The organism is Rhizobium sp. 01T417 (assembly GCF_056398905.1).
Window position 1 is genome coordinate 19,505 of the sequence record NZ_JBFTQH010000022.1, and the last position, 25,849, is coordinate 45,353.

General features: G+C 60.4%; 28 protein-coding genes. 20 read left to right on the forward strand and 8 right to left on the reverse strand.

Annotated features, from left to right (window positions below):
• Position 1: 1 nt before the first annotated feature.
• The gene (locus tag AC1DPR_RS20420; protein ID WP_113471318.1) at positions 2-1,213 is read right to left on the reverse strand and encodes a bifunctional 2-C-methyl-D-erythritol 4-phosphate cytidylyltransferase/2-C-methyl-D-erythritol 2,4-cyclodiphosphate synthase; all 1,212 of its coding nucleotides are present in this window, start codon (positions 1,211-1,213) and stop codon (positions 2-4) included.
• 236 nt (positions 1,214-1,449) lie between these two features.
• Here AC1DPR_RS20420 and dusB point away from each other — a divergent pair, with 236 nt between their 5' ends.
• From dusB to hflX, 8 genes are all read left to right on the forward strand, one after another.
• On the forward strand, positions 1,450-2,376 hold the full coding sequence (gene dusB / locus AC1DPR_RS20425) for a tRNA dihydrouridine synthase DusB (RefSeq protein WP_477817070.1): 927 nt from the start codon (positions 1,450-1,452) through the stop codon (positions 2,374-2,376).
• Positions 2,373-3,527 (forward strand): two-component system sensor histidine kinase NtrB, encoded by a 1,155-nt coding sequence (locus tag AC1DPR_RS20430; protein WP_169683867.1) that lies wholly within the window; start codon positions 2,373-2,375, stop codon positions 3,525-3,527. The genes dusB and AC1DPR_RS20430 overlap by 4 nt, the downstream gene beginning before the upstream one ends.
• Complete coding sequence (gene ntrC, locus AC1DPR_RS20435) at positions 3,524-4,975, forward strand: nitrogen regulation protein NR(I) (protein WP_018858794.1); 1,452 nt, start codon at positions 3,524-3,526, stop codon at positions 4,973-4,975. The genes AC1DPR_RS20430 and ntrC overlap by 4 nt, the downstream gene beginning before the upstream one ends.
• A gap of 190 nt (positions 4,976-5,165) precedes the next feature.
• Complete coding sequence (locus AC1DPR_RS20440) at positions 5,166-7,436, forward strand: sensor histidine kinase NtrY-like (protein WP_018858793.1); 2,271 nt, start codon at positions 5,166-5,168, stop codon at positions 7,434-7,436.
• On the forward strand, positions 7,426-8,790 hold the full coding sequence (gene ntrX / locus AC1DPR_RS20445) for a nitrogen assimilation response regulator NtrX (protein WP_018858792.1): 1,365 nt from the start codon (positions 7,426-7,428) through the stop codon (positions 8,788-8,790). The genes AC1DPR_RS20440 and ntrX overlap by 11 nt, the downstream gene beginning before the upstream one ends.
• Before the next feature lie 63 nt (positions 8,791-8,853).
• The gene (locus AC1DPR_RS20450; protein WP_026371997.1) at positions 8,854-9,717 is read left to right on the forward strand and encodes a D-amino-acid transaminase; all 864 of its coding nucleotides are present in this window, start codon (positions 8,854-8,856) and stop codon (positions 9,715-9,717) included.
• A gap of 110 nt (positions 9,718-9,827) precedes the next feature.
• Positions 9,828-10,070, forward strand: coding sequence for an RNA chaperone Hfq (hfq, locus tag AC1DPR_RS20455; RefSeq protein WP_003539403.1), 243 nt, complete (start codon positions 9,828-9,830; stop codon positions 10,068-10,070).
• Between the two features lie 77 nt (positions 10,071-10,147).
• Positions 10,148-11,482 (forward strand): GTPase HflX, encoded by a 1,335-nt coding sequence (gene hflX, locus AC1DPR_RS20460; protein ID WP_018858790.1) that lies wholly within the window; start codon positions 10,148-10,150, stop codon positions 11,480-11,482.
• Positions 11,483-11,546: 64 nt separating this feature from the next.
• Here hflX and mazG read toward each other — a convergent pair whose 3' ends face one another.
• Both mazG and AC1DPR_RS20470 read right to left on the reverse strand, forming a co-directional pair.
• A complete protein-coding gene (mazG, locus tag AC1DPR_RS20465; protein WP_018858789.1) occupies positions 11,547-12,380 on the reverse strand; it encodes a nucleoside triphosphate pyrophosphohydrolase in 834 nt (277 codons plus the stop codon).
• 6 nt (positions 12,381-12,386) lie between these two features.
• On the reverse strand, positions 12,387-12,974 hold the full coding sequence (locus AC1DPR_RS20470; protein ID WP_018858788.1) for a nucleoside deaminase: 588 nt from the start codon (positions 12,972-12,974) through the stop codon (positions 12,387-12,389).
• Between the two features lie 262 nt (positions 12,975-13,236).
• On the opposite strand from AC1DPR_RS20470, the gene cysG reads away from it, so the two are divergent.
• The 5 genes from cysG to AC1DPR_RS20495 are packed head-to-tail and all read left to right on the forward strand — an operon-like array spanning position 13,237 to position 18,442.
• Positions 13,237-14,673, forward strand: coding sequence for a siroheme synthase CysG (gene cysG, locus AC1DPR_RS20475; protein WP_026371996.1), 1,437 nt, complete (start codon positions 13,237-13,239; stop codon positions 14,671-14,673).
• A gap of 2 nt (positions 14,674-14,675) precedes the next feature.
• Positions 14,676-14,990, forward strand: a complete 315-nt coding sequence (locus AC1DPR_RS20480; protein WP_018858786.1) for a DUF2849 domain-containing protein — start codon at positions 14,676-14,678, stop codon at positions 14,988-14,990.
• An 8-nt stretch (positions 14,991-14,998) separates the two neighbouring features.
• Positions 14,999-16,669 carry a nitrite/sulfite reductase gene (locus AC1DPR_RS20485; protein WP_018858785.1) on the forward strand — a complete coding sequence of 557 codons (1,671 nt, stop codon included), beginning with the start codon at positions 14,999-15,001 and terminating at the stop codon, positions 16,667-16,669.
• Positions 16,670-16,679: 10 nt separating this feature from the next.
• Positions 16,680-17,192: a DUF934 domain-containing protein gene (locus AC1DPR_RS20490; RefSeq protein WP_477817043.1), complete on the forward strand. Its 513-nt coding sequence runs from the start codon at positions 16,680-16,682 to the stop codon at positions 17,190-17,192.
• A gap of 38 nt (positions 17,193-17,230) precedes the next feature.
• On the forward strand, positions 17,231-18,442 hold the full coding sequence (locus AC1DPR_RS20495; protein ID WP_018858783.1) for a UbiH/UbiF family hydroxylase: 1,212 nt from the start codon (positions 17,231-17,233) through the stop codon (positions 18,440-18,442).
• Here AC1DPR_RS20495 and AC1DPR_RS20500 read toward each other — a convergent pair.
• The 5 genes from AC1DPR_RS20500 to AC1DPR_RS20520 all read right to left on the reverse strand — a co-directional run bounded on the left by AC1DPR_RS20500 (position 18,422) and on the right by AC1DPR_RS20520 (position 21,407).
• On the reverse strand, positions 18,422-19,372 hold the full coding sequence (locus tag AC1DPR_RS20500; protein ID WP_018858782.1) for an AEC family transporter: 951 nt from the start codon (positions 19,370-19,372) through the stop codon (positions 18,422-18,424). The genes AC1DPR_RS20495 and AC1DPR_RS20500 overlap by 21 nt on opposite strands.
• 40 nt (positions 19,373-19,412) lie before the next feature.
• Positions 19,413-20,162, reverse strand: a complete 750-nt coding sequence (locus tag AC1DPR_RS20505; RefSeq protein ID WP_018858781.1) for a cytochrome c biogenesis CcdA family protein — start codon at positions 20,160-20,162, stop codon at positions 19,413-19,415.
• 167 nt (positions 20,163-20,329) lie between these two features.
• Positions 20,330-20,614, reverse strand: coding sequence for a hypothetical protein (locus AC1DPR_RS20510; protein WP_018858780.1), 285 nt, complete (start codon positions 20,612-20,614; stop codon positions 20,330-20,332).
• Between the two features lie 205 nt (positions 20,615-20,819).
• The gene (locus AC1DPR_RS20515) at positions 20,820-21,047 is read right to left on the reverse strand and encodes a hypothetical protein (RefSeq protein ID WP_018858778.1); all 228 of its coding nucleotides are present in this window, start codon (positions 21,045-21,047) and stop codon (positions 20,820-20,822) included.
• Positions 21,048-21,251: 204 nt separating this feature from the next.
• Positions 21,252-21,407: an entericidin domain-containing protein gene (locus AC1DPR_RS20520; protein WP_018858777.1), complete on the reverse strand. Its 156-nt coding sequence runs from the start codon at positions 21,405-21,407 to the stop codon at positions 21,252-21,254.
• A 501-nt stretch (positions 21,408-21,908) separates the two neighbouring features.
• Between AC1DPR_RS20520 and msuE the strand changes: the two genes are divergently transcribed.
• The 7 genes from msuE (at position 21,909) to AC1DPR_RS20555 (ending at position 25,804) form a co-directional block, all read left to right on the forward strand.
• Positions 21,909-22,472, forward strand: coding sequence for an FMN reductase (gene msuE, locus AC1DPR_RS20525; RefSeq protein WP_018858776.1), 564 nt, complete (start codon positions 21,909-21,911; stop codon positions 22,470-22,472).
• A gap of 19 nt (positions 22,473-22,491) precedes the next feature.
• Positions 22,492-22,662, forward strand: coding sequence for a hypothetical protein (locus tag AC1DPR_RS20530; protein ID WP_018858775.1), 171 nt, complete (start codon positions 22,492-22,494; stop codon positions 22,660-22,662).
• A 20-nt stretch (positions 22,663-22,682) separates the two neighbouring features.
• The gene (locus AC1DPR_RS20535; RefSeq protein ID WP_018858774.1) at positions 22,683-22,841 is read left to right on the forward strand and encodes a hypothetical protein; all 159 of its coding nucleotides are present in this window, start codon (positions 22,683-22,685) and stop codon (positions 22,839-22,841) included.
• Positions 22,842-22,850: 9 nt separating this feature from the next.
• Positions 22,851-22,982 (forward strand): hypothetical protein, encoded by a 132-nt coding sequence (locus AC1DPR_RS20540; protein ID WP_018858773.1) that lies wholly within the window; start codon positions 22,851-22,853, stop codon positions 22,980-22,982.
• Positions 22,983-23,022: 40 nt separating this feature from the next.
• Entirely contained in the window at positions 23,023-23,622 is a 600-nt protein-coding gene (locus tag AC1DPR_RS20545; RefSeq protein ID WP_026371995.1) for an RBBP9/YdeN family alpha/beta hydrolase, read from the forward strand.
• A gap of 153 nt (positions 23,623-23,775) precedes the next feature.
• On the forward strand, positions 23,776-24,435 hold the full coding sequence (locus AC1DPR_RS20550; protein ID WP_018858771.1) for a peroxiredoxin: 660 nt from the start codon (positions 23,776-23,778) through the stop codon (positions 24,433-24,435).
• A 37-nt stretch (positions 24,436-24,472) separates the two neighbouring features.
• Positions 24,473-25,804, forward strand: a complete 1,332-nt coding sequence (locus AC1DPR_RS20555; protein ID WP_477817044.1) for an LLM class flavin-dependent oxidoreductase — start codon at positions 24,473-24,475, stop codon at positions 25,802-25,804.
• Positions 25,805-25,849: the final 45 nt, after the last annotated feature.

The window sequence follows — 25,849 nt, forward strand, 5'->3', positions numbered from 1 at the left end:
CTCATGTGCTCCGATAGACGACGGTTGCCGTGGCGATCGCGGCGATGCCCTCGCGCCGGCCGACAAAGCCGATCTTCTCGTTGGTCGTCGCCTTGACTGAGCAGCGGTCGATCGAGATGCCCAGGAACTCGGACAGATTGGCGCGCATCTCGTCGCGATGCGGCCCGACTTTCGGTGCTTCGGCGATCAGCGACACGTCGGCGTTCATGATGGCGCCGCCACGCTCGCGCACGATCTTTGCCGCATGTTCGATGAAGATGCGCGACGGCGCGCCCTTCCACTGCGGATCAGATGGCGGAAAATGATCGCCGATGTCGCCCGCTCCACAGGTCGCAAGCAGTGCGTCAGTCAACGCGTGGAGCGCTACGTCCGCGTCGGAGTGACCCTTGAGCTTCTGGTCATGCGGTATGAAGACGCCGCAGAGCGTTACGCCGTCGCCCGGCTCGAGCTGATGGACGTCGTAGCCGTTGCCGGTGCGCACATCGGGGAGCGCCTGTACTGAAAGTCTGCTGTCTGCCATTGCGATGTCCCGTTTGACCGTCAGTTTTACATTGTCCGCCAGACCCTCGACGATCCGCACCGGAATACCGGCCCATTCGGCAATGGCGGCGTCGTCGGTGAAATCGGTGAGATTTGCCACGGCCGCCTTTTCGTGGGCGGCAAGGATGGGCTCGAAGGCGAAAGACTGCGGCGTTTGCGCTGCGTAGAGATGATCGCGGGAAACGGTGTCGAGGACCGTTCCATCATGATCTGCTCGCTTCAGCGTGTCGGCGACGGGCATGGCGGGGAGAATTGCCGGCACGCCCTCCGAGAGCAGGCCAGCGATGCGATCGAGAAGCGCATGATCGAAGAAGGGACGCACTGCGTCGTGGATCAGAACATGCGAGATATTCTTGCCGCGCAAATGGCGTAGTCCCGCTAAGACGGATTGTTGGCGCGTAGCGCCGCCGTGAACCGCATCGATCGGCGTGCCGGACTGGACCTGCCCGGCAGCCTTAGCAAACAGCGCCTCGTCGTCGGGGTGAATGACCACGACGATGTGGCGGGCAAGCTCCCAGCTGGCGAACTTCTCCAGTGTGTGAGTGATAACAGGCCTGCCGCCAATCGCCCGATACTGCTTCGGTCCCTCTTCGGAGGCGCCCGCGCGTTCGCCGCGGCCGGCCGCGACGACGACGATACCTATTGCTGGTTGCTTTTGATGCATTTGCGGCATAAATCCTCAAAGCGCGATTTTTACACCGGTGCTTAGCGGCTTGGCGCATCGAATTCCAGCATTTGCTCGAAAAATGTCAATTCGCGCACTGCCCTCTTGGCAAGCCATTCAAATCTGTCTAAAAATAGTGCACGCATTTCGCGTGCCTGAAAGATAATCAATTGTTGAGCTTCGACCTCGCATCACCTTTGCGGATTGGACCTGTGGAAGTCAGGAACCGTGTTGTACTGGCGCCTATGTCTGGCGTGACGGACATGCCGTTCCGGCAACTGGCGTGGCGTCATGGCGCAGGGCTTGTGGTCACCGAAATGGTAGCAAGCCGCGAACTGGTCAACAGCACTGCCGAATCATGGGCACGCCTCGAAAGCGCGGGGTTTGAGCCCCACATGGTTCAGCTCGCTGGCCGTGAAGCCCATTGGATGGCGGAGGCCGCGAGGATCGCTGCCGACCATGGCGCCGACATCATCGATATCAACATGGGATGCCCCGCCAAGAAAGTGATTGGCGGTTACTCCGGCTCCGCCTTGATGCGCGATCCCGATCACGCCCTCAGCCTCATCGAGGCGACAGTCAAGGCCGTCAGCGTTCCCGTGACCCTGAAGATGCGGCTCGGTTGGGACGAGAATTCGATCAACGCGCCCGAGATCGCGCGCCGCGCCGAACAGGCTGGCGTTCAGCTTATTACGATCCATGGCCGCACGCGCATGCAGTTTTACGAGGGTCGGGCAGACTGGGATGCGATCCGCGCGGTTCGCGATGCCATTACCGTGCCCTTGGTTGCAAACGGCGATGTCGAAACCGTCGAGGATGCACATGAGATTCTGCGTCGCTCGGGAGCCGATGCCGTCATGATCGGTAGGGGCTGCCAGGGCAGGCCGTGGCACGCCGGCGTATTGGCTGGGCAACCGGCGCCCGAAGTGTGGGAAGTCCCCGACATTGCGACCGAGCACTACAGAATGATGCTCGAATTTTACGGTGAGGCAGTCGCCGTTCGCCATGCAAGGAAGCACCTTGGCTGGTATCTCGACCGTTTTGCGCCTGGTCTTGCAGCGCAGGAAAAGGCCGCGATCATGACGGCGCGGGAGCCCGACGACGTAGCTGCAAGGTTTTATAATGCATTTATGGCTGCGGCATCGAACACGCAGACCCGGGAGGCTGCATGACGAATGACGTGCCATCGTCGATCGACAACGGCGTTAGCGCAGTTGCGATCGCTGTGCTCAACGCGATCCAGAATCCGGTCGTGATGGTCAACGAGGCTGGCCTCGTCGCCTTCGCAAATTGGGAAGCGGAAGCCTTCTTCGGTGCCAGCGCAGCCCACCTCGCGCGGTACAAGATCTCGACCTTTATCCCATTTGGCAGTCCGCTGCTGGCCTTGATCGACCAGGTTCGTGAACGGCGAGCACCGATCAACGAGTATCGCGTCGACTTGAGCTCGCCGCGCCTCGGACAGGACAAGCTTGTCGACTTGTATGTTGCCCCTGTCGTCAGCGATCCAGGCTCCGTCGTGATCGTGTTCCAAGAGCGGTCGATGGCGGACAAGATCGACCGGCAGCTGACGCATCGTGCGGCGGCCCGCTCGGTCACGGGGCTTGCCTCCATGCTGGCGCATGAGATCAAGAATCCGCTTTCCGGTATTCGCGGTGCAGCGCAGCTGCTAGAGCAATCGGTCGTCGACGACGACCGCGCATTGACGCGGCTGATCTGCGACGAAACGGACCGCATCGTCTCGCTCGTGGACCGCATGGAAGTCTTCTCGGACGAACGCCCCGTTGATCGGATGCCGGTCAATATCCACTCCGTTCTCGATCACGTGAAGGCCGTGGCGAAGGCGGGATTTGCGCGGCACCTCCGGATCACCGAGAACTACGACCCGTCGTTGCCGTCGGTCTACGCGAACCGCGATCAGCTTGTTCAGGTGTTCCTCAATCTCGTAAAGAATGCCGCCGAAGCCGTCGGCGATCGCCCGGATGGCGAGATCGTTTTGACGACGGCTTACCGCTCCGGCATTCGTCTGTCGGTCGCCGGCACGCGCGAAAAGATTTCGCTGCCGCTGGAATTTTGTGTTCAGGACAACGGTCCGGGCGTGCCGGCGGACCTTCTGCCGCATCTGTTTGATCCGTTCATTACGACCAAGACGAACGGCAGCGGCCTTGGCCTCGCGCTCGTCGCTAAGATTATTGGGGACCACGGCGGCATTATTGAATGCGACAGCCAGACCAACCGCACGACATTCCGCGTCTTGATGCCGGCCTCCAAGGACGCATCGGTGGACGACGCAACGACCATAACTCCCACAGGACCTACTCGATGACAGCAACGATCCTCGTCGCGGATGATGATGCGGCAATTCGTACCGTGCTTAATCAGGCTCTGAGCCGCGCCGGCTATGACGTGCGAATTACCTCCAACGCCGCCACGCTCTGGCGTTGGGTGTCGGCAGGCGAGGGCGATCTTGTCGTAACCGATGTCGTGATGCCGGATGAAAATGCGTTCGATCTCCTGCCGCGCATCAAGAAGGCCCGCCCGGATCTCCCCGTGCTTGTCATGAGCGCCCAGAACACCTTCATGACGGCGATCAAGGCTTCCGAAAAGGGCGCCTACGATTACCTGCCAAAACCATTCGACTTGACGGAACTGATCGGCATCATCGGCCGTGCGCTGGCCGAGCCGAAGCGCAGGCCAGCCAAGCTTGACGAGGACATGCAGGACGGAATGCCGCTTGTCGGCCGTTCGGCCGCGATGCAGGAAATCTATCGCGTCCTTGCGCGCCTGATGCAGACCGATCTGACGCTGATGATCACCGGCGAGTCCGGTACCGGCAAGGAACTGGTGGCGAGGGCGCTCCATGACTACGGCAAGCGCCGCAACGGGCCGTTTGTCGCGATCAACATGGCGGCGATCCCGCGCGATCTGATCGAATCCGAGCTCTTCGGCCACGAGAAGGGTGCGTTCACCGGCGCCCAGACGCGTTCGACCGGTCGCTTCGAGCAGGCCGAAGGCGGCACGCTTTTCCTCGACGAAATTGGTGATATGCCGATGGATGCCCAGACGCGCCTCCTGCGCGTCCTGCAGCAAGGCGAGTACACCACTGTCGGCGGCCGCACACCGATCCGCACCGACGTTCGGATCGTCGCGGCGACCAACAAGGATCTGAAGCAGGCGATCAATCAGGGACTTTTCCGCGAGGATCTCTACTATCGTCTAAACGTCGTTCCGCTGCGTCTGCCGCCGTTGCGTGATCGTGCGGAGGATATCCCGGATCTTGTGCGCCACTTCGTCCAGCAGGCGGAAAAGGAAGGCCTTGGCTCCAAGCGCTTCGATCAGGAGGCGCTCGATCTGATGAAAGCCTACGCCTGGCCGGGCAACGTGCGCGAGCTCGAGAACCTCATTCGCCGGTTGATGGCACTTTATCCACAGGATGTGATCACCCGCGAAATCATCGAAGCCGAGCTTCGGTCCGATGTGCCGGACAGCCCGATCGACAAGGGGCCGATCCGTAACGGCAACATGACTATCGCCCAGGCTGTCGAAGAAAACATGCGGACATACTTCGCCGGTTTCGGCGACGGCCTGCCGCCACCCGGGCTTTACGATCGTGTATTGACGGAAATGGAGTATCCGCTGATTCTAGCCGCGCTGACGGCGACGCGCGGCAACCAGATCAAGGCGGCTGACCTTTTGGGGTTGAACCGCAATACGCTGCGCAAGAAGATCAGAGAGCTTGGCGTATCGGTGTACAGAAGCTCCCGCACTGCTTGACAATGTGACTGGCGACGTTGCATTTTCGCCACAATGCGTTGCTTAGAAGTCACGCATGGGGTTCGGGTTTTCGGAGCTGTCTAAGAGAGCAGCGGCACTTGCCGTTGCGTTGCGGAGGCAGGCTGGCGGCTTCCGCCCTGGTCCGCGGGAGCGGCGGAGGCGATTGCCTGCCGCCAGGAGAAATAAGCGAATGGAACAGGATGCAATGCCGCCTGCGGCGGAAGGCGAAGCTGTCACGGCCGTGACCGATCGCCGTGCCCTGTTTGCGCTGCCGGGCCTGATCCTTGCCGGTGGTGCGCTTCTCTGTGCCACGCTGACGCTCTTCGTTCTGCTCGGGCTGACCCCGATCGCGCCGACTTACCATGTCGTTGTCACCTCGGTTGTCGTGAACTCGTTTTTCGTGTTGGGTCTGATGGCCCTCATCGCACGTGAGGTCTCCCGCCTGCTCAAGGCGCGGAAACGCGGGCGAGCGGCGGCGCGCCTTCATATCCGCATCGTTGTGCTCTTCTCAATCGTCGCGATCACCCCCGCGATCCTTGTTGCGATTTTCGCCAGTATTACGCTGAATGCCGGCCTCGACCGGTGGTTTGCGCTCCGCACGCAATCGATCGTCAGTTCCTCCCGAAACATCGGGCAGGCCTACATGATGGAGAATGCGAGCTACCTGCAGGGCCAGACTGTCTCGATGGCGAATGACCTCGAGCGCAACAGGGCTCTGTTCAATCTCGATCGCACCGGCTTTTCCGATTTGATGACGCGGCAGGCGCGGGGCCGCGGGCTGCTCGGTGCTTTCCTTGTCCAGTCTGACGGCTCGGTGATCACCCAGGCTGATATCAAGACCGAGAAGCCGTTGCCGGCAATTCCCCAGGATGCGTTGAACAAGGCCGCGGCCGGCCAGCCGACCTTGATTCCGCCGGGCATAACCAACCTGGTGGGCGCCATCATCAAGCTCGATGCGATTGACGGCGCGTTCCTCTACACGGTCCGCGCGGTCGATCCCAAGGTCATGGGCGCAATGCGTCTCATGGAGGAGAACGCCACAGAATACAAATCCATGGAGGCAGGGCGTTTCTCGCTGCAGATCGCCTTCGCGGTTCTCTACATCGGCTTTGCCCTTATCGTTTTGCTGGCCGCCATCTGGACGGCAATTGCCGTGGCTGACCGTATCGTGCGTCCGATCCGTCTGCTGATTACGGCGGCGGACAGCGTGGCCTCCGGCAACATGGATATTGTCGTGCCTGTCCATTCCGTGGACGGCGATGTTGCCAACCTCTCGCGGACCTTCAACAAGATGATCTCGGAAATTCGCACGCAGCGCGACGAGATCCTGGAGGCCAAGGATGAGGTGGACGACCGCCGTCGTTTCATTGAAGCGGTTCTATCCGGTGTGACCGCCGCGGTCATCGGTGTCGAGCACGATCGCAGGGTCACCATCGTCAACAGTTCCGCAGAAGCGCTTATGGCATTGCCGGCGTCGGACATGCTCGGCAAGCAACTCTCCGAGATCGCGCCCGAAGTCGACCAGGTCCTGACGGAAGCCGCCTCCCGCTATCGCGGCGATTTCCGCAAGCAGATTGCCCTCGTGCGAGCTGGCACCGTGCGGACGCTGAGCGTCCAGGTGACGCGCGAGGAAGTACGCGACATGAGCGAATCCTATGTCATCACGCTCGACGACATCACCGACCTCGTTATCGCACAGCGCTCGACGGCATGGGGCGACGTCGCCCGCCGCATCGCTCATGAAATCAAGAATCCGTTGACGCCGATTCAGTTGTCGGCAGAACGCATTCAGCGCCGCTACGGCAAACAGATCAACCAGGATGACCGCAGCGTCTTCGACCAGTGCACCGAGACCATCATCCGGCAAGTGGGTGACATTGGCCGCATGGTGGATGAGTTCTCGTCGTTTGCCCGGATGCCGAAGCCGATCAAGGAGCCGAGCGATCTCCGCAAGATCCTGCATGATGCGGTGTTCCTGCGCGAGATGGGCAACAGCCACGTGAGCTTCCAGCAGGAACTGGGCGACCAGCCGCTGGAAGGGCTGTTCGACAGCCGCATGCTCGGTCAGGCATTCGGCAATCTGATCAAGAATTCCGTGGAGGCGATTGAAGCCGTGCCGAGCGGAGAGCGCGACGAGCGCAAGATCCTCGTTCGTGCCTCGCTCGATCCGGCGCGGGATCGCTTCACCGTCGATGTGATCGACAACGGTCGCGGCCTGCCGGTCGAAAACCGCCACAGCATTCTGGAACCCTATACGACGATGCGCGAGAAGGGCACCGGACTTGGCCTGGCGATCGTAAAGAAGATTATTGAGGAACATGGTGGGCAGCTCGAATTGCATGATGCGCCCGCTGATTTCGACCAGGGAAGAGGGGCCATGATCCGCGTGCATCTGCCACGTCTGGAAACTGCGCCTTCTGCTCCGGCCGCAAGTGACAAGGAAAGTGTTTATGGCCTCTGATATTCTGGTCGTCGACGACGAGCACGACATCCGCGAGATCGTCTCCGGTATCCTGTCTGACGAAGGACATGAGACCCGTACGGCACATGACAGCGACAGTGCGCTGGCTGCGATCTCCGATCGTGCGCCGCGGCTGATCTTCCTCGACATCTGGATGCAGGGCAGCAAGCTCGACGGTCTGTCGCTTCTGGACGAGATCAAGACGCGCCACCCGGACATCCCTGTCGTCATGATCTCGGGTCACGGCAACGTCGAGACGGCTGTTTCCGCCATCAAGCGGGGCGCGTTCGACTTCATCGAAAAGCCATTTAAGGCCGATCGACTGATCCTGATCGCGGAGCGCGCGCTAGAGAATTCGAAGCTGAAGCGCGAAGTATCCGAACTCAAGCGCAAGGCTGGCGATCCGGTCGAACTTATCGGTACCTCCGTTGCCGTCTCGCAGCTCCGCCAGACGATCGAGAAGGTATCGCCGACCAACAGCCGCATCATGATCTTTGGTTCGTCAGGTTCCGGCAAGGAGCTTGTGGCCCGTATGATCCACAAGAAGTCGACGCGCGCGAATGGTCCCTTCGTGGCACTGAATGCCGCCAATATCACCCCTGATCGCATGGAGATTGCGCTGTTCGGTACGGAAGGGTCGCCTGGCCAGGCGCGCAAGATCGGCGCACTGGAAGAGGCACACCGTGGCATTCTCTACCTCGACGAAGTCGGCGAAATGCCGCGCGAGACGCAGAACAAGATCCTCCGCGTTCTTGTCGATCAGCAGTTCGAGCGCGTGGGGGGCTCCAAGCGGGTGAAGGTCGATGTGCGCATCATCTCGTCGACGGCCTACAATCTCGAGACCCGCATCGCCGAGGGTTGGTTCCGCGAAGATCTCTATCATCGCCTTGCCGTGGTGCCCGTGCGCGTACCGGCACTCGCCGAACGGCGCGAAGACATTCCGTTCCTGGTCGATCAGCTGATGCGGCAGATTTCCGAACAGGCCGGCATCCGTCCCCGCCGCATTGGCGACGACGCGATGGCCGTGCTACAGGCCCATGATTGGCCGGGCAATATCCGCCAACTGCGCAACAACATCGAGCGGCTGATGATCCTTGCCCGTTCCGACGGTCCGGATGCGCCGATCACTGCCGAGATGCTGCCGACTGACCTTGGCGACATGTTGCCAAAGGTTTCGGCCAAGAACGACTATCACATCATGACGCTGCCGCTTCGCGAGGCACGAGAGATGTTCGAGAAGGACTACCTGATCGCGCAGATCAATCGCTTTGGCGGCAATATCTCGCGCACCGCGGAGTTTGTCGGCATGGAGCGCTCGGCGCTTCACCGCAAGTTGAAGTCGCTCGGCGTCTGAGACACGGGCGGCGCTGCGGCGCCGTCCTAATTCTCTCTGCTATAACTCCCGCACAGGTTCACCATGCCCAGAATAGCCTATGTGAACGGCCGCTATGTCACGCACTCGAATGCAATGGTCCATATCGAGGATAGAGGCTATCAGTTCGCGGATGGCGTCTATGAAGTCTGTGAAATCAGGCATGGCTATATCGTTGATCTTACACGCCATCTGAACAGGCTGGACCGATCGCTTGGTGAGTTGCGTATTGCCTGGCCAATGAGCCGCAACGCGCTGACCCGTGTTATTCGCGAAACGCTGCGGCGCAATCGCGTCCGCAACGGTCTCTTTTACCTGCAAATCACCCGTGGGGTTGCACGGCGCGATCATGTGTTTCCCGCAGAAGGAACGCTGCCCTCGCTGGTCATCACCGCCAAGAGCACCGATCCTTCGATCATCGCGAGGAAGAACGCGACAGGCATCAAGGCGATCACCGTGCCCGACAATCGCTGGGACCGTGTCGATATCAAGTCCGTCGGTCTCTTGCCGAACGCCATGGCGCGCCAGCACGCGAAGGAAGCCGGTGCGCAGGAGGCGATCTTTGTGGACCCCGATGGGATGGTGAAAGAGGGAGCTGCGACCAATGTCTGGATCGTCGATCGCGACGGCACTCTCATTACGCGTCCGGCTGAACACGGCATTCTGCGCGGCATTACCCGCACGACGCTGATCGATGTCGGCGCCAAGCTGGGCCTGAAGATCGAGGAGCGGAAATTCTCGGTCGCGGAGATGCTTGCGGCGCGTGAGGTGTTCATCACGGCGGCCACGAGCATCTGCTTTCCGGTTGTGTCGATCGATGGCCAGCCGATCGCAAATGGCCATCCAGGCAGCGTCTCCCAGAAAATTAGGGAGGCCTTTTTCGACGTTGCGGAAAAGATTGCGATTTGATACCAAGACTTTCTGGGCAGATGGGATGAGGGTTGTCGRCTGCCTGCAGGCGAGGTTGATTAGTATTTCACCGGCGGAATGAAGCCGGCAATAAAGAAAGAAGCGGCGCGATGGCGGAACGTTCTCAGAATCTGCAGGACTTATTTCTCAATACTGTACGCAAACAAAAGATTTCACTGACAATCTTCTTGATCAATGGCGTGAAGCTGACCGGAGTTGTCACCTCGTTCGACAATTTTTGCGTTCTGCTTCGCCGTGACGGCCATTCGCAACTCGTGTATAAACACGCAATCTCGACCATCATGCCCGGCCAGCCGATGCAGATGTTCGAAAGCGAAGAAGCTGCTTCCTAACGGGACCTGCAATTATCTCGACACGCGATACCAAAAACGATTCGATCATCCCGGAAGCAGCCAAGCACCGGGATGATATGCGCGCGACCGTCGTCGTGCCCCTGCTCAAGCAGGGGCGCGCCGGACGCAGTGCGGGCGATGCTGCGCCTGTGGTCACCCGCACGCCCGAGAGCCGCCTGGAAGAGGCGACCGGTCTTGCGCAGGCGATCGACCTCGATGTGGTGAATGGCACGATCGTCACCGTCAGCGATCCGCGACCCGCAACATTGATGGGCACGGGCAAGATCGAAGAGATCAAGGCGACGTTGGATGCGAATGATTCCGGTCTCGTGATCGTCGACCATCCGCTGACACCGGTACAGCAGCGCAATCTCGAGAAGGAATGGAACGCCAAGGTCATCGACCGCACTGGCCTCATCCTCGAGATCTTCGGCCGTCGCGCTTCCACTAAGGAAGGCACGCTGCAGGTCGATCTAGCTCATCTGAACTATCAGAAGGGCCGTCTGGTTCGCAGCTGGACCCACCTTGAGCGTCAGCGCGGCGGTGGCGGCTTCATGGGTGGTCCTGGTGAAACCCAGATCGAAGCCGACCGTCGCTTGCTGCAGGACCGCATCGTCAAGCTCGAGCGTGAGCTGGAACAGGTGGTCCGCACCCGCCAGCTGCATCGCGCCAAGCGCAAGAAGGTGCCGCATCCGATCGTGGCGCTCGTCGGCTATACCAACGCCGGCAAGTCGACACTGTTCAACCGGATCACCGGGGCAGGCGTGCTGGCCGAAGATATGCTGTTCGCAACGCTCGATCCGACGCTGCGCCGAATGAAGTTGCCACATGGCCGCACGGTGATCCTCTCCGACACCGTCGGTTTCATCTCGGACCTTCCGACCCACCTCGTCGCCGCTTTCCGCGCTACGCTGGAAGAAGTGCTGGAAGCCGACTTGATCCTTCATGTCCGCGATATGTCCGACGTCGACAATCAGGCGCAGAGTGCCGACGTGCTCCGCATCCTGAAGGACCTCGGCATCGACGAGGAAGAGGGCGACAAGCGCATCATCGAAGTCTGGAACAAGATCGATCGCCTTGAGCCGGAAGCGCACGATGCCATCGTCCAGAAGGCGAGTGGTGCCGAGAACGTCGTCGCCCTATCCGCAATCAGCGGCGAGGGTATCGATACGCTGATGGGAGAGATCAGCCGCAGACTGTCAGGCGTGCTGACCGAAGCGACTGTGCGCTTGCCTGTCGACAAGTTGGCGCTGCTGCCTTGGCTCTACGATCATGCGATCGTCGATAACCGCGAGGACAACGAGGACGGGTCGATCACGCTCGATGTACGTCTCTCGGAAACCGAAGCGGTCGAACTGGAGCGCCGCCTGGGCAACGGGCCGAAAGTCGCGAAAGAGGATTGGGAACGCTAGAGCTCCCTGCAGCGGGCTTTGCATTACGCCCGGACTGGGCCTCATGCAAGGTAAGGATGTCGGCTCAGCCCAGTTGCCGCTCGATAGCCTTCGCCGCCTGCCAGATTTCTTCCATCCGCTCCAGACTCGCCGCGTCCAAAGTTTCGCCTTCCGCGTCAAGAACGGCTTCGATATGACTGAAACGTCTACGAAATTTTGTATTCGTTCCGCGCAAGGAATCTTCCGGGTCAGCCTTTACATGCCTGCCGATATTGACCACGGCGAAGATGAGGTCGCCGAGCTCATCACTGACCTTTGCTTGATCGCCTTCCGCTAAGGCGACACGCAACTCGCCGATTTCCTCCTCGATTTTGTCGAGGATCGGTTCGGGCGCTGACCAATCGAAGCCCACCTTTGCAGCGCGTTCCTGCAGCTTCAGCGCCTCTGTCAGGGCAGGGAAGCTCCGCTGGACCGATCCGAGGAACCCCGCCTTGAAATCCTCGCTGACGCCGCGCTTGGCTCGCCGTTCGGCGCGCTCGCGCTTTTCTGCCTGCTTGATGTCGTCCCACTGCTTCTTCACCGCATCGGGCGTGTCGGCATCAGAACGGGCGAAGACATGCGGATGGCGGCGGATCATCTTGCGGGTGATTGCCTCAACGACGTCGCCAAAGGAGAATTCTCCCGCTTCCTCGGCCATGCGCGCATGAAACACGACCTGCAGCAGCAGGTCGCCCAACTCCTCGCAGAGGTCGTCCATGTCATTGCGCTCGATTGCGTCGGAGACTTCATAGGCCTCCTCGATCGTGTAGGGCTTTATCGTCTCGAACGTTTGGACGATGTCCCAGGGGCAGCCGGTTGCCGGATTGCGCAGCGCGGCCATGATCTCGATCAGGCGCGAAATGTCTTTTGAGGCTTCCATGGTCACTCAGTTCAGTGGAATATCGTTGTCGCTCTTCGACGCCTGGTAGCTTTCCGAGAGCGCATCGTACCGCGCCTTGATGCGCGCAGTCTGTGTTTTCAGTTCGGCCTTCAAATGCTCTTCTTCGGTCTCGACGAGATCGGCAATGGCAAAGCTGTTCCAGAACGCATTGCTGCGCCTGTAGCCACCCGGTTCCAGACCGAAAACCTCCTTCAGGATCTTCAGGTCGTGAGGAATGGCGAAGGCGTCGCGCGAATCCTCGTGGCTGAAGAAATAGTAGAAATTGTCGAACCCGGCCCAGGTGATCGCCGACATGCACATGGTGCAGGGTTCGTGCGTCGACAGAAAGATGAGATCCTTGGTGGCTGGCTTCTCGCCCAGTTCGTACAAGCGCTTCAGCGTGTGCACCTCGCCATGCCACAGCGGATTTTCAAGCTCGTTGTTGGTCTCGGCGATGACGAGCGAGAGGTCGGACTTGCGCAGGATCGCAGCGCCGAACACCTTGTTGCCGGCAGCGACGCCGCGTTCGGTCATCGGCAGGATGTCCTGTTCCATGACGTTGAGCAGGCGGGCGGCGATGGTCTGGTCGGACATGGCTTTCTCCTTGGTGGCCGCACTCTACCGGTAGCGGCAGGCGAGGCAAATGCCGATTTCGACGGGGAGCGGGATTTGTCACAGCCTTTCTGCTGCGCTGCGGCAGACGCAGGTGTGTCCGCTGCGCCGCACCGGTGACTTTTACTCAAATCATTGAGAGAGCGAGTAAAAGAATACGTGCGCGCGCGGGCATTGGAATTTCTGTTTCTTCATTTGCCTGGGCAGAGAGTGCATATTCCGGCAACTTCGAAATGGATTGATGATGTCTCCCAAGACTGAACAACTGTCGGTATTCCCTGCCTTCTTTCGCGTCGAGGGCAGGATCGCGGCCGTCTTCGGCAATGGCGACGAGGCTTTCGCCAAGGTTCGCTTGCTGCTGAACACGCAGGCACGGGTTGTTGCCTATACCGATCATCCTGAGGCCGATTACCACGCCTATCTGATCGCCAATCGGATTGAGACGGTGCGCGCAGTTTTTGTGGACGAGCAAGTCCGTGGGGCAACACTCGTCTTTGCTGCGACCGGAGACGCGGCGCAGGATCGCGCCATCGTTGAGGCCGCGCGCGCCGAAAAGGTGCCCGCCAACGCCGTCGATCAGTCTGACTACTGCGATTTCTTCACGCCTGCTCTTGTCAATCGCGCGCCGGTCGCTGTCGCTATCGGCACCGAAGGCGCGGGACCGGTGCTCGCACAGATGATCCGTGCACAGGTCGATCAACTTCTTGCACCATCACTTGGGCGGCTGGCCGATCTTGCCATCGGCTATCGAAAGACCGTCGAGCATCTCGTCCCGAAGGGCGCTGCGCGCCGCCTGTTCTGGCGCCGCTTCTTCTCCGGCGCGGTCGCCGATGCTGTCGCCAGCGAGAACCTGCCGCAGGCTCGCCGTGCAGCCAACGGCCTGTTTCGGTCCGCTGAGAAGGTCGAGGGGCACATCTGGCTCGTCGGCGCCGGGCCGGGTGCTGCGGACCTGCTGACGCTGCGCGCCCAGCGCGTGATGATGGAGGCCGATGTCATCGTCTATGATGCCCTCGTGCCGCAGGAAATCGTCGACATGGGCCGCCGCGACGCCGAGCGCCTGTCGGTCGGCAAGCGCAAGGGATGCCATTCGAAGTCGCAGGAAGAGATCAACGATCTGCTGGTATATCTCGGTCGCGAAGGCAAGCGCGTGGTTCGCCTGAAGTCCGGCGATCCGCTGGTCTACGGCCGGGCAGGTGAGGAAATGGCAGCGCTGCGGGCTACGGGCATTTCCTATGAAGTGGTCCCCGGCATCACCTCGGCCTTCGCCGCCGCCGCCGATTTCGAGTTGCCGCTGACGTTGCGTGGCGTGGCATCCTCGCTGGTCTTCACGACCGGCCACGATCTGACGGGTGATGTCCTGCCGGATTGGGCAAGCCTCGCCGTCTCAGGCGCAACGATCGCCGTCTATATGGGGCGCACCGTCGCCGCTTCCGTCGCCGAGCGCCTGATGCAGGCTGGCCTTCCGGCAGAAACCACTGTCGCCGTCATCGAGAATGCCAGCCGTCCCAATCGCCGGCTGTTGCATGGGATTCTGCGGGATCTTCCTGATCTGCAGCACCGTGACGAGTTGACCGGCCCGGTTATGGTCATTATCGGCGATGCTGTAGCAGGCGCCAATTTCGAACTGTCGGAACCGCTCGTGCGCGAACGCGCCCGGTCCGAGGAATTTGCAAGGAGCTGAACATGGTGGACAAGGTCCTGACTGCCAACCGACTGACGGATGGCATCGCTGTCTGGCTGAACGCCAACGGCCAATGGGTGACCTCGCTGCAGGAAGCCCTTGTTGCTCGCCATACAGAAGCCGTCGATGCGCTGGAAGCAATTGGCAAGAAGTCCTATGCCGACAATCAGGTCGTGGACGTAGCCGTCGTCGAGGTTCAGGAGAGCAACGGCGTGCTGTGGCCGCTGCGCTTGCGCGAACGCATTCGTGCCCAGGGCCCAACCATGGAATACGCGCCGGGCTACAAGCCCGCCGACCCCGCATTCATCGCAGTCTGAGGAAGCAGATGTATCGTTACGACGAATTTGACCACGCTTTTGTCGCCGAGCGCGTCGAGCAGTTCCGCGACCAGGTGCAGCGCCGCCTTTCCGGTGAGCTTGCCGAAGACGCGTTCAAGCCGCTGCGCCTGATGAACGGCGTCTATCTGCAGCTTCACGCCTACATGCTGCGTATCGCCATTCCTTACGGGACGCTGAGCTCGCGCCAGGTGCGGATGCTCGCTCATATCGCGCGCAAGTACGACCGCGGCTACGGCCACTTCACGACCCGCCAGAACCTGCAGTTCAACTGGCCGAAGCTCTCCGAAATCCCGGATGCGCTGTCCGAGCTGGCATCCGTTGAGATGCACGCTCTGCAGACGTCGGGAAATTGCATTCGCAATGTTACTGCCGACCATTTTGCAGGTGCAGCCGCCGACGAAATCGCGGATCCGCGCCCCTACGCCGAGATCCTGCGCCAGTGGTCCTCGGTGCATCCGGAATTCTCGTTCCTGCCGCGCAAGTTCAAGATTGCCGTCACCGGTGCCGAACGTGACCGCGCCGCGATCCAGGTCCACGACATCGGCCTGCATCTGAAGAAGAACGAGAAGGGTGAAATCGGCTTTGCCGTATATGTCGGTGGGGGCCAGGGCCGCACGCCGATGATCGCCAAGCTGATCCGCGACTTCCTTCCGGAAGAGGACCTGCTGTCCTATACGACAGCCATCGTGCGCGTTTACAACCTGCATGGCCGTCGCGACAACAAATACAAGGCTCGCATCAAGATCCTCGTGCACGAAACAGGCGCGGAAGAGTTGGCGCGTCAGGTCGAGGGAGAGTTCGCGGAACTCAAGGAATCCGAGCTGAAGTTGCCGGAAGCTGATGTCGAAGCCATCGCCGCCTATTTTGCGCCGCCGGCCCTGCAGGATCGCGCCGAAGGCTGGGAAAATCTCGCTCGCTGGAAGAAGGCCGATCCGGCTTTCTCTCGCTGGGTGCAGCAGAACGTGCAGCCGCACAAGCATCCCGACTACGGCATGGTGACGATCTCCCTGAAGCCGATCGGCGGCATTCCGGGCGATGCTTCGGATAGCCAGATGGATGCCATTGCCGATATCGCTGAGGAATATGCCTTCGACGAAATCCGCGTCAGCCACGAGCAGAACCTGATCCTGCCGCATGTGGCGCTCGCCGATCTCGAAGCGGTCTATCGCGGTCTCGTCGCCATCGGCCTCGCCGAGGCCAATGCCGGTCTGATCACCGATATCATTGCCTGTCCGGGGTTGGACTACTGCGCGCTCGCCAATGCGCGCTCCATTCCTGTTGCGCAGGAAATCTCCCGGCGCTTTGGCGATCCGGATCGGCAGGCTGAGATCGGCGAGCTGAAGATCAAGATCTCCGGCTGCATCAATGCCTGCGGCCATCACCATGTCGGCCATATCGGCCTGCTGGGCGTGGAGAAGAAGGGCGCTGAGCTCTACCAGATCACGCTTGGCGGTTCGGGCGACGAGCATACGTCGATCGGCGAGATCATCGGCCGCGGCTTCGAGCCCGACAAGGTGACCGACGCGATCGAAACGATCGTCAACACCTATCTGACAATCCGCAAGGAGCCGTCTGAGATCTTCCTCGAAACCTATCGCCGCGTTGGTCCTCAGCCGTTCAAGGACGCGCTGTATGGTTCGGCGGCAGAAGCGGCGTAAGGAGGGGACGATGACCAAGATCTGGAGAGAAACCGGCTTCGTAGAGAACGATCCCTGGGTGATCGAGACTGAAGAGGTGAAGGCAGGCGAGGGGCAGAAGCCCCTTCTCGGCCTGGACGAGCTGATCGCCAGGGCCGACGAGAGCAACGAGGTCGGCTTCGGCGTGCTGATCAAGCCGGCGGACGATATTCGCAAGCTCGAGCCCTACCTCTATCGGCTTGAGATCGTCGCTGTCGCCTTCCCGGCGTTCAACGATGGCCGGGCCTTCAGCCATGCATCCCTCCTGCGCGACCGCCTTGGATACACCAACGAACTGCGCGCCGTCGGCGACGTGCTGATCGACCAGATTCCGCTGATGCAGCGGGTCGGCATCGACAGCTTCGCTGTCACCAACGAGACTGCGATAAAGCGCCTCACGGAACATCGCCTGACGGGAATTCCGCATCATTATCAACCGGCTGTGCGTGACGCGGACGCTGGCAAGGGCTATAGTTGGCGCCGTCAGGCGAAGCCGGCTGCATAAGCACCGGATCGCCGTCAAAGAATTGACGGAACGGTGCAATGAAGACTTTTGAAATCGCGGTGATCGGTGGCGGGCTTGCTGGCATGATCGCCGCCATCGCCTTGGCTCGCGGCGGACGCAACGTGGCTCTCGTTGCCCCGCCATCGCCGAGCCAGGACCGGCGCACGACCGCGCTCATGGATCAATCGATCCGTTTCCTCGACAGGTTGACGTTGTGGGAAAAGTTGCGGCCAGCGGCCGCGCCGCTTTCCACCATGCGCATCATCGACGGCACGAATCGCCTGCTGCGGGCGCCGATCACCACATTCCGTTCGGTCGAACTCGATCTTGAGGCCTTCGGCTACAATTTCCCGAACAAAGCCTTGATGGGGGTGCTGGAGGCCGCGATCGCCGGTGAGGGGAACATCACGCGCTTTACGTCGTTTGCCGGCGTGATCGATATCGGCACCGAATCGGTGACGGTCACGCTTGCCGATGGCGAAATCCTGTCGGCGACGTTCGCGGTTGGCGCTGATGGGCGCAAGTCGAAGCTGCGCGAAACCGCCGGCATCGACGTTCGCACCTGGTCTTATCGGCAGTCGGCCATGGTGCTGAACTTCGAACACTCGCTGCCGCATGAGAATATCTCGACGGAGTTCCATACGGAAAGCGGACCCTTCACTCAGGTGCCGCTGCCCGCCAATCGCTCCAGCCTCGTTTGGGTCCAGAACCCATCGGATGCCGTCGCCCGCAATGAACTCTCGCTCGTTGAACTGAGCAATGTCGTCGAGGAGCGCATGCAGTCACTGCTCGGTAAGGTGACCGTCGAGGAAGGTGTGCAGCTCTGGCCTCTATCAGGCATGATGGCCCATCGCTTCGGCAAGGGGCGGATTGCCCTCATTGGCGAGGCATCGCATGTCTTCCCGCCGATCGGCGCGCAGGGGCTGAACCTCAGCCTGCGCGATGTCATGGCGCTTCAGGACATTCTTTGCACGCGACCCGAACTGCCGATCGCGGCTGATGCCGGCGACCGTTTCGATCGGAAGCGTCGCGCCGATATCATGAGCCGCACCGCGAGCGTCGATCTTCTTAATCGCTCGCTATTGTCCGATTTCCTGCCTGTTCAGATGATGCGCGCTGCCGGCCTGCACATTCTGTCGGCACTCGCCCCACTGCGCAGCATTGTCATGCGTGAGGGCATCGAGCCTGGTCGTTCGTTCCGCGATATTCCCGGCGCGATCAACGAAAAGCTAAGCCGGAAGAAAGCCTGATTTGATCGCAATCAGGAAGAGCGAGACGGTCACGACGGAAAGCGCCGTCGTGATCAGGATCGTTGCCGAAGCGCGTTCCTTCCAGACGCCATATTGCTGCCCGATGACGAAGACGTTGGTTGCCGTCGGCAGGGCGGCAAGCAGTACCGCGGCATATATCCAGACCGGCTCGAAGCCACCGATGGCGGTCAGCGCGAGATAGACGACAATCGGGTGCACGATGAGCTTCGCCAGAACGATATAGCCGATTTCGGCCGGTATGCGCCTCACCGGCCGAAGCGCCAGCGTGACGCCCATGGCAAACAAAGCGCAGGGGGCGGCAGCTTGCGCGAGATAGTCGACGAAATGCTGGAATGCGGCCGGCTGATCGATGTGAAAGCCGGCAGCAACGAAGCCGAACGCCGTCGACAGGATAAAGGGGTGGAAGGCCACTTTCCGAGTAATGTCGATCGCCAGCCGTCCCGCGGAACGCCGGTCATCGCCTGCCGCTGCCATCAGCGCCGGCGCGACGATAAAGTGCAGCGCGTTCTCGAGGCAGACGATCAGCGCGACCGGTATGGCCGCTGCTTGGCCGAGCGCCAGCAGAGCGAGGCCAGGCCCCATATAGCCGATGTTGCCGTAGGCGCCGGCAAACGACTGGATCGTGCAGTCGGCGAGCGAATTACCCCGGATCCAGCGACCGATCGCGAACAGTGCAATGAAGATCGAATAGGTTGCCGCGAGATCGGTGGCGATGAAGTCGATCCTTGTCAGATCTTCGAAGGGCGTGCGTGAGACGAGCTTGAAGAACAACGCCGGCAGCGCTGCATAGATGATGAAGGTGTTCATCCAGCCGAGCGCGTCGGCCGGCTGCTTCGTCACCTTGCCTGCGATATAGCCAATGAGGATCAGGCCGAAGAACGGCAGGAGCAGACTGACAATATCGAACAACGGCTATTCCAAATGCAACTTTCTTCGGGGTGATTTCGGCTTAGCCGATTTTCATCAGGATTGGAAAGGTCTGCTGGAACCAGATTGCGACGTCACTGACGAAACCGAACATGAAGGCGAGGCCGGTCAGGACGAGGAATACGCCCATGACTTTCTCGACCGTTCCGAGATGCCGGCGAAAGCGCGTCAGGAAGTTCATGAAGGCGCCGGAAAAGCCAGCGGCGATCCAGAACGGGATGGCAAGGCCGAGGGAATAGACGGCCAGCAGCCCAGCACCTGAGCCAACCGTCTCCCGCGAGGCCGCAACGCCAAGGATCGCACCGAGTACCGGACCGATGCAGGGTGTCCAGCCAAAAGCGAAAGCCAGGCCCATGATATAGGCACCGGTCAGCGTCGCGGGCTTGCCGCTGCCCTGGAAGCGCACCTCGCGGGCCAGAATTCCAATCCGGAAGACTCCGAGGAAATTCAAACCCATGACGATGATGATCAGGCCGCCGATCTTTGCCAGGAGATCGAGATGCTGGCGAAGCGCCATGCCGATGCTGGATGCACCAGCGCCGAGCGCCACAAAAACGGTCGCGAAGCCGAGTGTGAAGAAAAGCGCCGAAAACAGCACGCCCCGCCGCGCGTCCGGGGCAACGGCAACGGCGCTGCCACCGCGAAACTGCTCGACGGAAATGCCGGCCATATAGCAGAGATAGGGGGGAACGAGAGGCAGGACGCAGGGCGACACGAACGACAGCGCGCCGGCAAAAAGGGCGCTCAACAAGGAAATATCGGCAATCGACACTTAGGCACTCCGGCGGCAGGCAATGATGCGCGAAGTCCTATCGCAACCTAACCATCCGGGCCAATCACCTTTTTGCGCTTTCGTTGAAAAAGGAAGGGAGGACGCAGGATGCGGAACCGGTGATCGTGCGCCGCCGGGCGCACCATCATTGCCTTCCGCACTGCATGTTAGCGATCGCGGCAGACTGTCCTGTATTTGGTGATGTAGTGGTGATGGCTCTTTTTCTGGTAGGGCTGGTCCCAGCACACCTGTCGCGCATAACGCGGGCGATAATAATCATCGCCATCATCGTCGTACGCATAGCGCGGGCCGTGCCTATAGTAGCGCGGCGGAGGCGGATCGTCATAATAGCGTGGGCCGGAGCCGAACTCGAAGTATACGCCGTCCGCGAAAGCCGGTGAGGCTACGAGCAGCGTCGCTAGTCCGGCGGCTGCAACAACTAGCTTTCTCATGATCGGTCTCCATCTGTATCTGTCAACGCAACGCCTTCGGAGCGCTGATGGTTGGGCACGAATGAATGCGCACTGAAACCGGCGTTCATGTCCCAGTCATGCGGATGATCGCGCCGAATCATGATTCGGTTGAGTTTGGTCGGCGGCAGACGCAGCGAAAGCACCTGGAGTCAGCGGCGCGCCATTTCTGTCGTGCCGTCACCGCTCAGTGATCCGTATCCGAGATATGGGGAATGTGCAGTACCTGCCCATCGAGCAGGAGCAGAAAATGATCTTCATCGAGTCGATTCACGATCTCGCCTTCCTCGGTCATATAGTCGGTCTTGGGCGAAGGCGCGTTTTGGCCAGAAATCCTGATCTGCTGAATGACGACATAGGTTTTCCCTCTGTCGTCCTGACACCGAAACCGCCTTTCCTCTTTATAGTTCGACATGGCTAGGCCTCCATCGCATCCAGACGAATCTTTGCTTCGATCGATGCGATTTCAAGGCCCGCCGGCTATTTCCGTCGATTAACGCGAAGAGATTGAAACGCTCCTTTCGAACGCGCTCAGGCTGTCCACCAAAAAACGCGTCTCGGCGGTTTCAGACCGGAAGCATGCAGGGCCCGGTTGTTGGCGGCGAAGCCATCAACGAGATTAGCGGGACGCAGCATTCGCTACACGATTGCCGGCGTTCTGGGTCGCATTGACGGTATTGGCCGTATCGCGCCCAATGCCCTTGATCGTGTTTGCGCAAGAACTCAGTGCCATGAGCATGCATAGGGCGGCGGCAACTTTGGCGGTGATCGTCATTGGGTTGTTTCCTGGTTGCTGACGATAGTTAATGCTCGAGACCGCAAGTTGTTCAAAACGAACGACAATCGAAGGAGAAAAAGCGGGGGAAGGGACCAAGAAAAGCCCGGCGGGATAGAAACCACCGGGCCTTTTTGACGAACCTACATATGCGATGCTGGTCCGGCAGCGCGGATTTCAAACGCTGCAATCAAAAAAACGAGCGGCGCGGCCAAAGGTTCCAAGAAAAACGCGTATGCCCAGACAGAAAGCTTGCGGCACGCCTTGGAACTTTTGAACGGCCGGGCCGTAGCAGGCGCACGCGATTACACGGTCTGGCCGTCGCTCTCTGCCGCCTCGTAGGTTTGCTGTTCAACAGCTTAGGAGAGTTGCAGAAGCCGCTGCGTGACGGCGCGCCCGAGGGCATCGAATTTCACGGTTCTCCTAGATAACGGAACGTCATTTCTTTTGTTCATAAAATTTATAGACAATATTCGGTCTAACAACAAAGGAGAGAGATCTATGTCGCTGCGATTGGTGGGTATTGCCGGTAGCTTTAACCGTCCGTCCAAGACCTATGCCCTGGTCGAGCATATTGCGGGGCTTGCTGCTGAAAACTACGGCTTTTCAAGCAAGATCTACGATCTGAAGGACGTCGGTCCGTCGCTGGGCACTGCGCTCTGGCGTCGCGACCTGGATGAACAGGCCAGCCAGGTTCTTGATGATATCGTCAAGGCGGATGTCCTGGTCATCGGCTCGCCGACCTACAAGGGCTCGTATCCCGGCCTGTTCAAGCACTTGATCGATCTAATCGAGCCGAGCGAACTGCGCTCGAAGCCCATCATCATTTCTGCCACCGGAGGCGGAGACCGCCATGCCCTGATTGTCGAGCATCAGCTGCGGCCGTTGTTCGGATTCTTCATGGCCCACACGTTGCCGACGGCCGTCTATGCCGCTGACCGCGATTTCGTCGACTACAAAATCGCTTCGGAGGCGCTGTCTGGCCGTATCGGTTCTGTCGTCGACGAACTGGCAGCCTTCTCTTTCGTCCCGTCGGCAAGGACCTCGCTTCAGGCGGCCGAATGAGATTTGGAGGAATGGTGGCATGGACAGTGCGGAGAAACGGGCGATGGGGAGCGAGCTTTGGAGCGTCTTCGACTTTGCGCGTCGCTATCGGCTGACGATGCGCGAGCAAAATCGACTGCTGATGCTGTTCGGCCCCGTCGCCAGCGCCGCGGACCTGCTTTCGAATGCGAGGCGCAACCAGCTGATCTGAGGTGCGGCAAGGAGAAAACGATGATGCAGTCTCTTCTTCTTTGGTTCCGGTCGATGGTCCTCATCGGTCCTTCCCAACCGGCAGCCGCGCCACGGTGCGAGCCGCATGGCGACCGCGAACTGACGGCACGCGACTATGAAATCTACTATTGGAGCTCGTCTCCGGCGCCTTGGTACTGAGGGATCGTCATGGCCGTTTTCGATGCTCGCCATATTGCTCCGCGTAGCCGGCGTGCCGATGCCGCGGCGGATGTGGCCGCTTCCGCGGCGACGGTGTTCGCCTTCGGGTTCCTCTTCGCAATCACCCTCGGCGTTCTCTAGGAACAGATACTCCTTCACACGATGCGGATAAGGATTGATGATGGCGCCAGTACTAATTCTTCCCGGGCTCTTCGGATCAGAAGATGCGCACTGGCAAACCGCATGGCTGCGGGATCATCCCGAAAGTCGCCTCGTCCAGCAGGACAATTGGGATCATCCGCACCTCAGCGTCTGGCGGGTGAGGCTCGAGGCCGTGCTCGAAGATGCCGGTGAAGCGTATATCGTTGCTCACAGTCTTGGATGTCTGCTTGCGGCAAGCCTTGCCGGGCGGCCTTCTGCGGCGCGGGTGAGGGGAGCGCTGCTGGTGGCGCCGTGCGACCTGCTGGTGACCGAGAAGCTGCATCCCGGGCAGATTGCGTTTGGTACGATGCCGACGGCCGAGCTGCCGTTTCCGAGTATCGTCGTCGGCAGTCTGAACGATCACTATATGTCGCTCGATCGCCTGACACTGTTTGCCCGTCTCTGGGGCAGCGAGCTTCGCAATGCCGGTCTGGCCGGGCACGTCAATGTCGCCAGCGGCTATGGCCGGTGGCCGGGGGGCTACCGTGCCTTTGAAACCCTGAAAGCCAGAACGCGGCATCTTGATAAGATACCGCCGAAAAAGCCGTCTCTTGGTAAAGAGGCCTCGTCCGCGTGGTAGTCGATGTCATCGACGATGCCAACTGGTCGGCACGCGAACTTTGCGGCCATTAATCACCGGCATCGTGGCACAAGTGCTTGAACAGCGCCAGAAAACGACTACAGAATCGCCGGTCATTGAACACCAGCGCCATTTCCAACAAGGTCACGACTCATGAGCCTCCGCATCAACGATATTGCCCCTGATTTCACCGCCGACACCACGCAGGGTCCCATTCAGTTCCACGACTGGATTGGTGACGGCTGGGCGGTGCTCTTCTCGCATCCGAAGAACTTCACGCCGGTTTGCACGACCGAGCTTGGGGCGATGGCAGGGCTGGAGCCCGAATTCCGCAGCCGCGGCGCCAAGATCATCGGCATCTCTGTCGATCCGGTGGAAAGCCACAGCAAGTGGAAGAGCGATATCAAGACGGCGACCGGCTTCGATGTCGACTATCCATTGATCGGCGACAAGGACCTGAAGGTTGCCAAGCTCTACGACATGCTGCCGGCTGGAGCCGGAGAAACGTCGGAAGGCCGCACGCCAGCTGACAACGCAACCGTTCGTTCCGTCTTCATCATCGGCCCGGACAAGAAAATCAAGCTGATCCTCACCTACCCGATGACGACGGGGAGAAACTTCAACGAGATCCTCCGCGCGATCGACTCCATTCAGTTGACGGCAAAGCATCAGGTCGCGACGCCGGCGAACTGGCAGCAGGGCGATGACGTCATCATCACGGCTGCCGTCTCCAACGAGGACGCGGTAACGCGCTTCGGATCGTTTGACACGGTGCTGCCGTACCTGCGCAAGACCAAGCAGCCGCAGGCGTAGCCGGCGGGCACGGGCAGCCATAAGGCGGGACGACTTGATGGCACACGAGCGACAATTGCATCTCGGCGCCTTCATGCGCCCCGTCAGTCTGCATACCGGAGCCTGGCGCTATCCCGGCGCCTACCCGGACGCGAACTTCAACTTCAAGCACTTAAAGGAGTTTGCGCAAAGGCTGGAGGCGGCGAAGTTCGATGCCTTCTTCATGGCTGATCATCTGGCCGTGCTCAACATGCCTGTGGAGGCACTGAAGAGGAGCCAGACGGTAACCTCCTTCGAGCCGTTCACACTGCTGTCGGCGCTTGCCGCCGTCACCGATCGGATCGGGCTCGTTGCGACAGCCTCGACGACCTTCGACGAGCCCTATCACGTTGCGCGCCGCTTCGCCTCGCTTGACCATATCAGCGCCGGGCGCGCGGGCTGGAACATTGTGACGACGGCTAATCCCGACGCCGCGCTGAATTTTGGCCTCGATGAACATGTCGAACACGGCGAACGGTATCGCCACGCCCGCGAGTTTTACGACGTCGTCACCGGCCTCTGGGACAGTTTCGCCGACGACGCATTTACGCGCGACGTGGAAAGTGGCCAGTTTTTCGACCCGACCAAAATGCATGTCCTCAATCACAAGGGCGAGGAGCTCAGCGTGCGCGGTCCGCTCAATATTGCCCGCCCGCCTCAGGGATGGCCGGTGATCGTGCAGGCGGGGCAGTCAGAGCCGGGCCGCCAGCTTGCCGCCGAGACAGCCGAAGTCGTCTTCTGCTCGCCGCGCGATCTCCCGGCGGCGCAATCACTCTATGCCGATATCAAGGGGCGGATGGCCGCCGTCGGCCGCGATCCTGATAGCCTCAAGATCCTGCCGGCCGCCTTCATCGTCATTGGCGACAGCATTGAGGAGGCGCGCGCGAAACGGGCGCTGCTCGACAGCCTCGTTCACTATGACAGCGCCGTCGCTTCGCTCTCGATCGCCCTTGGTCATGATGCTTCCGGCTTCAATCCGGACGGGCCGCTGCCTGAGATACCCGAGACGAACGCCAGCAAGACCGGCCGCGCGCAAGTGCTGAAGTTCACCCAGGAAGAGCAGTTGACCGTTCGGCAGCTCGCGCAGCGCTATGGGGGCTACGCGGGCCTTGCGTTCGTAGGAACGCCGGAAACGATCGCCGATGAGATGGCGCAATGGCTGACGGCACGCGGCAGCGACGGTTTCAACATCGTCTTCCCCTACCTTCCCCAAGGTCTCGACGATGTCGTTGATCGGCTTGTACCCGAGCTGCAGCGACGAGGCATTTTCAGGAGGGATTACGAGGGTGCGACGCTACGTGAACACCTTGGCCTATCTCGGCCCGCCAACAGGTTTTTTGCAAGCCGCTGAGTCGCAACAACTGGCGGAGAAGCATCCTCTTACGGCAAGGAGAGG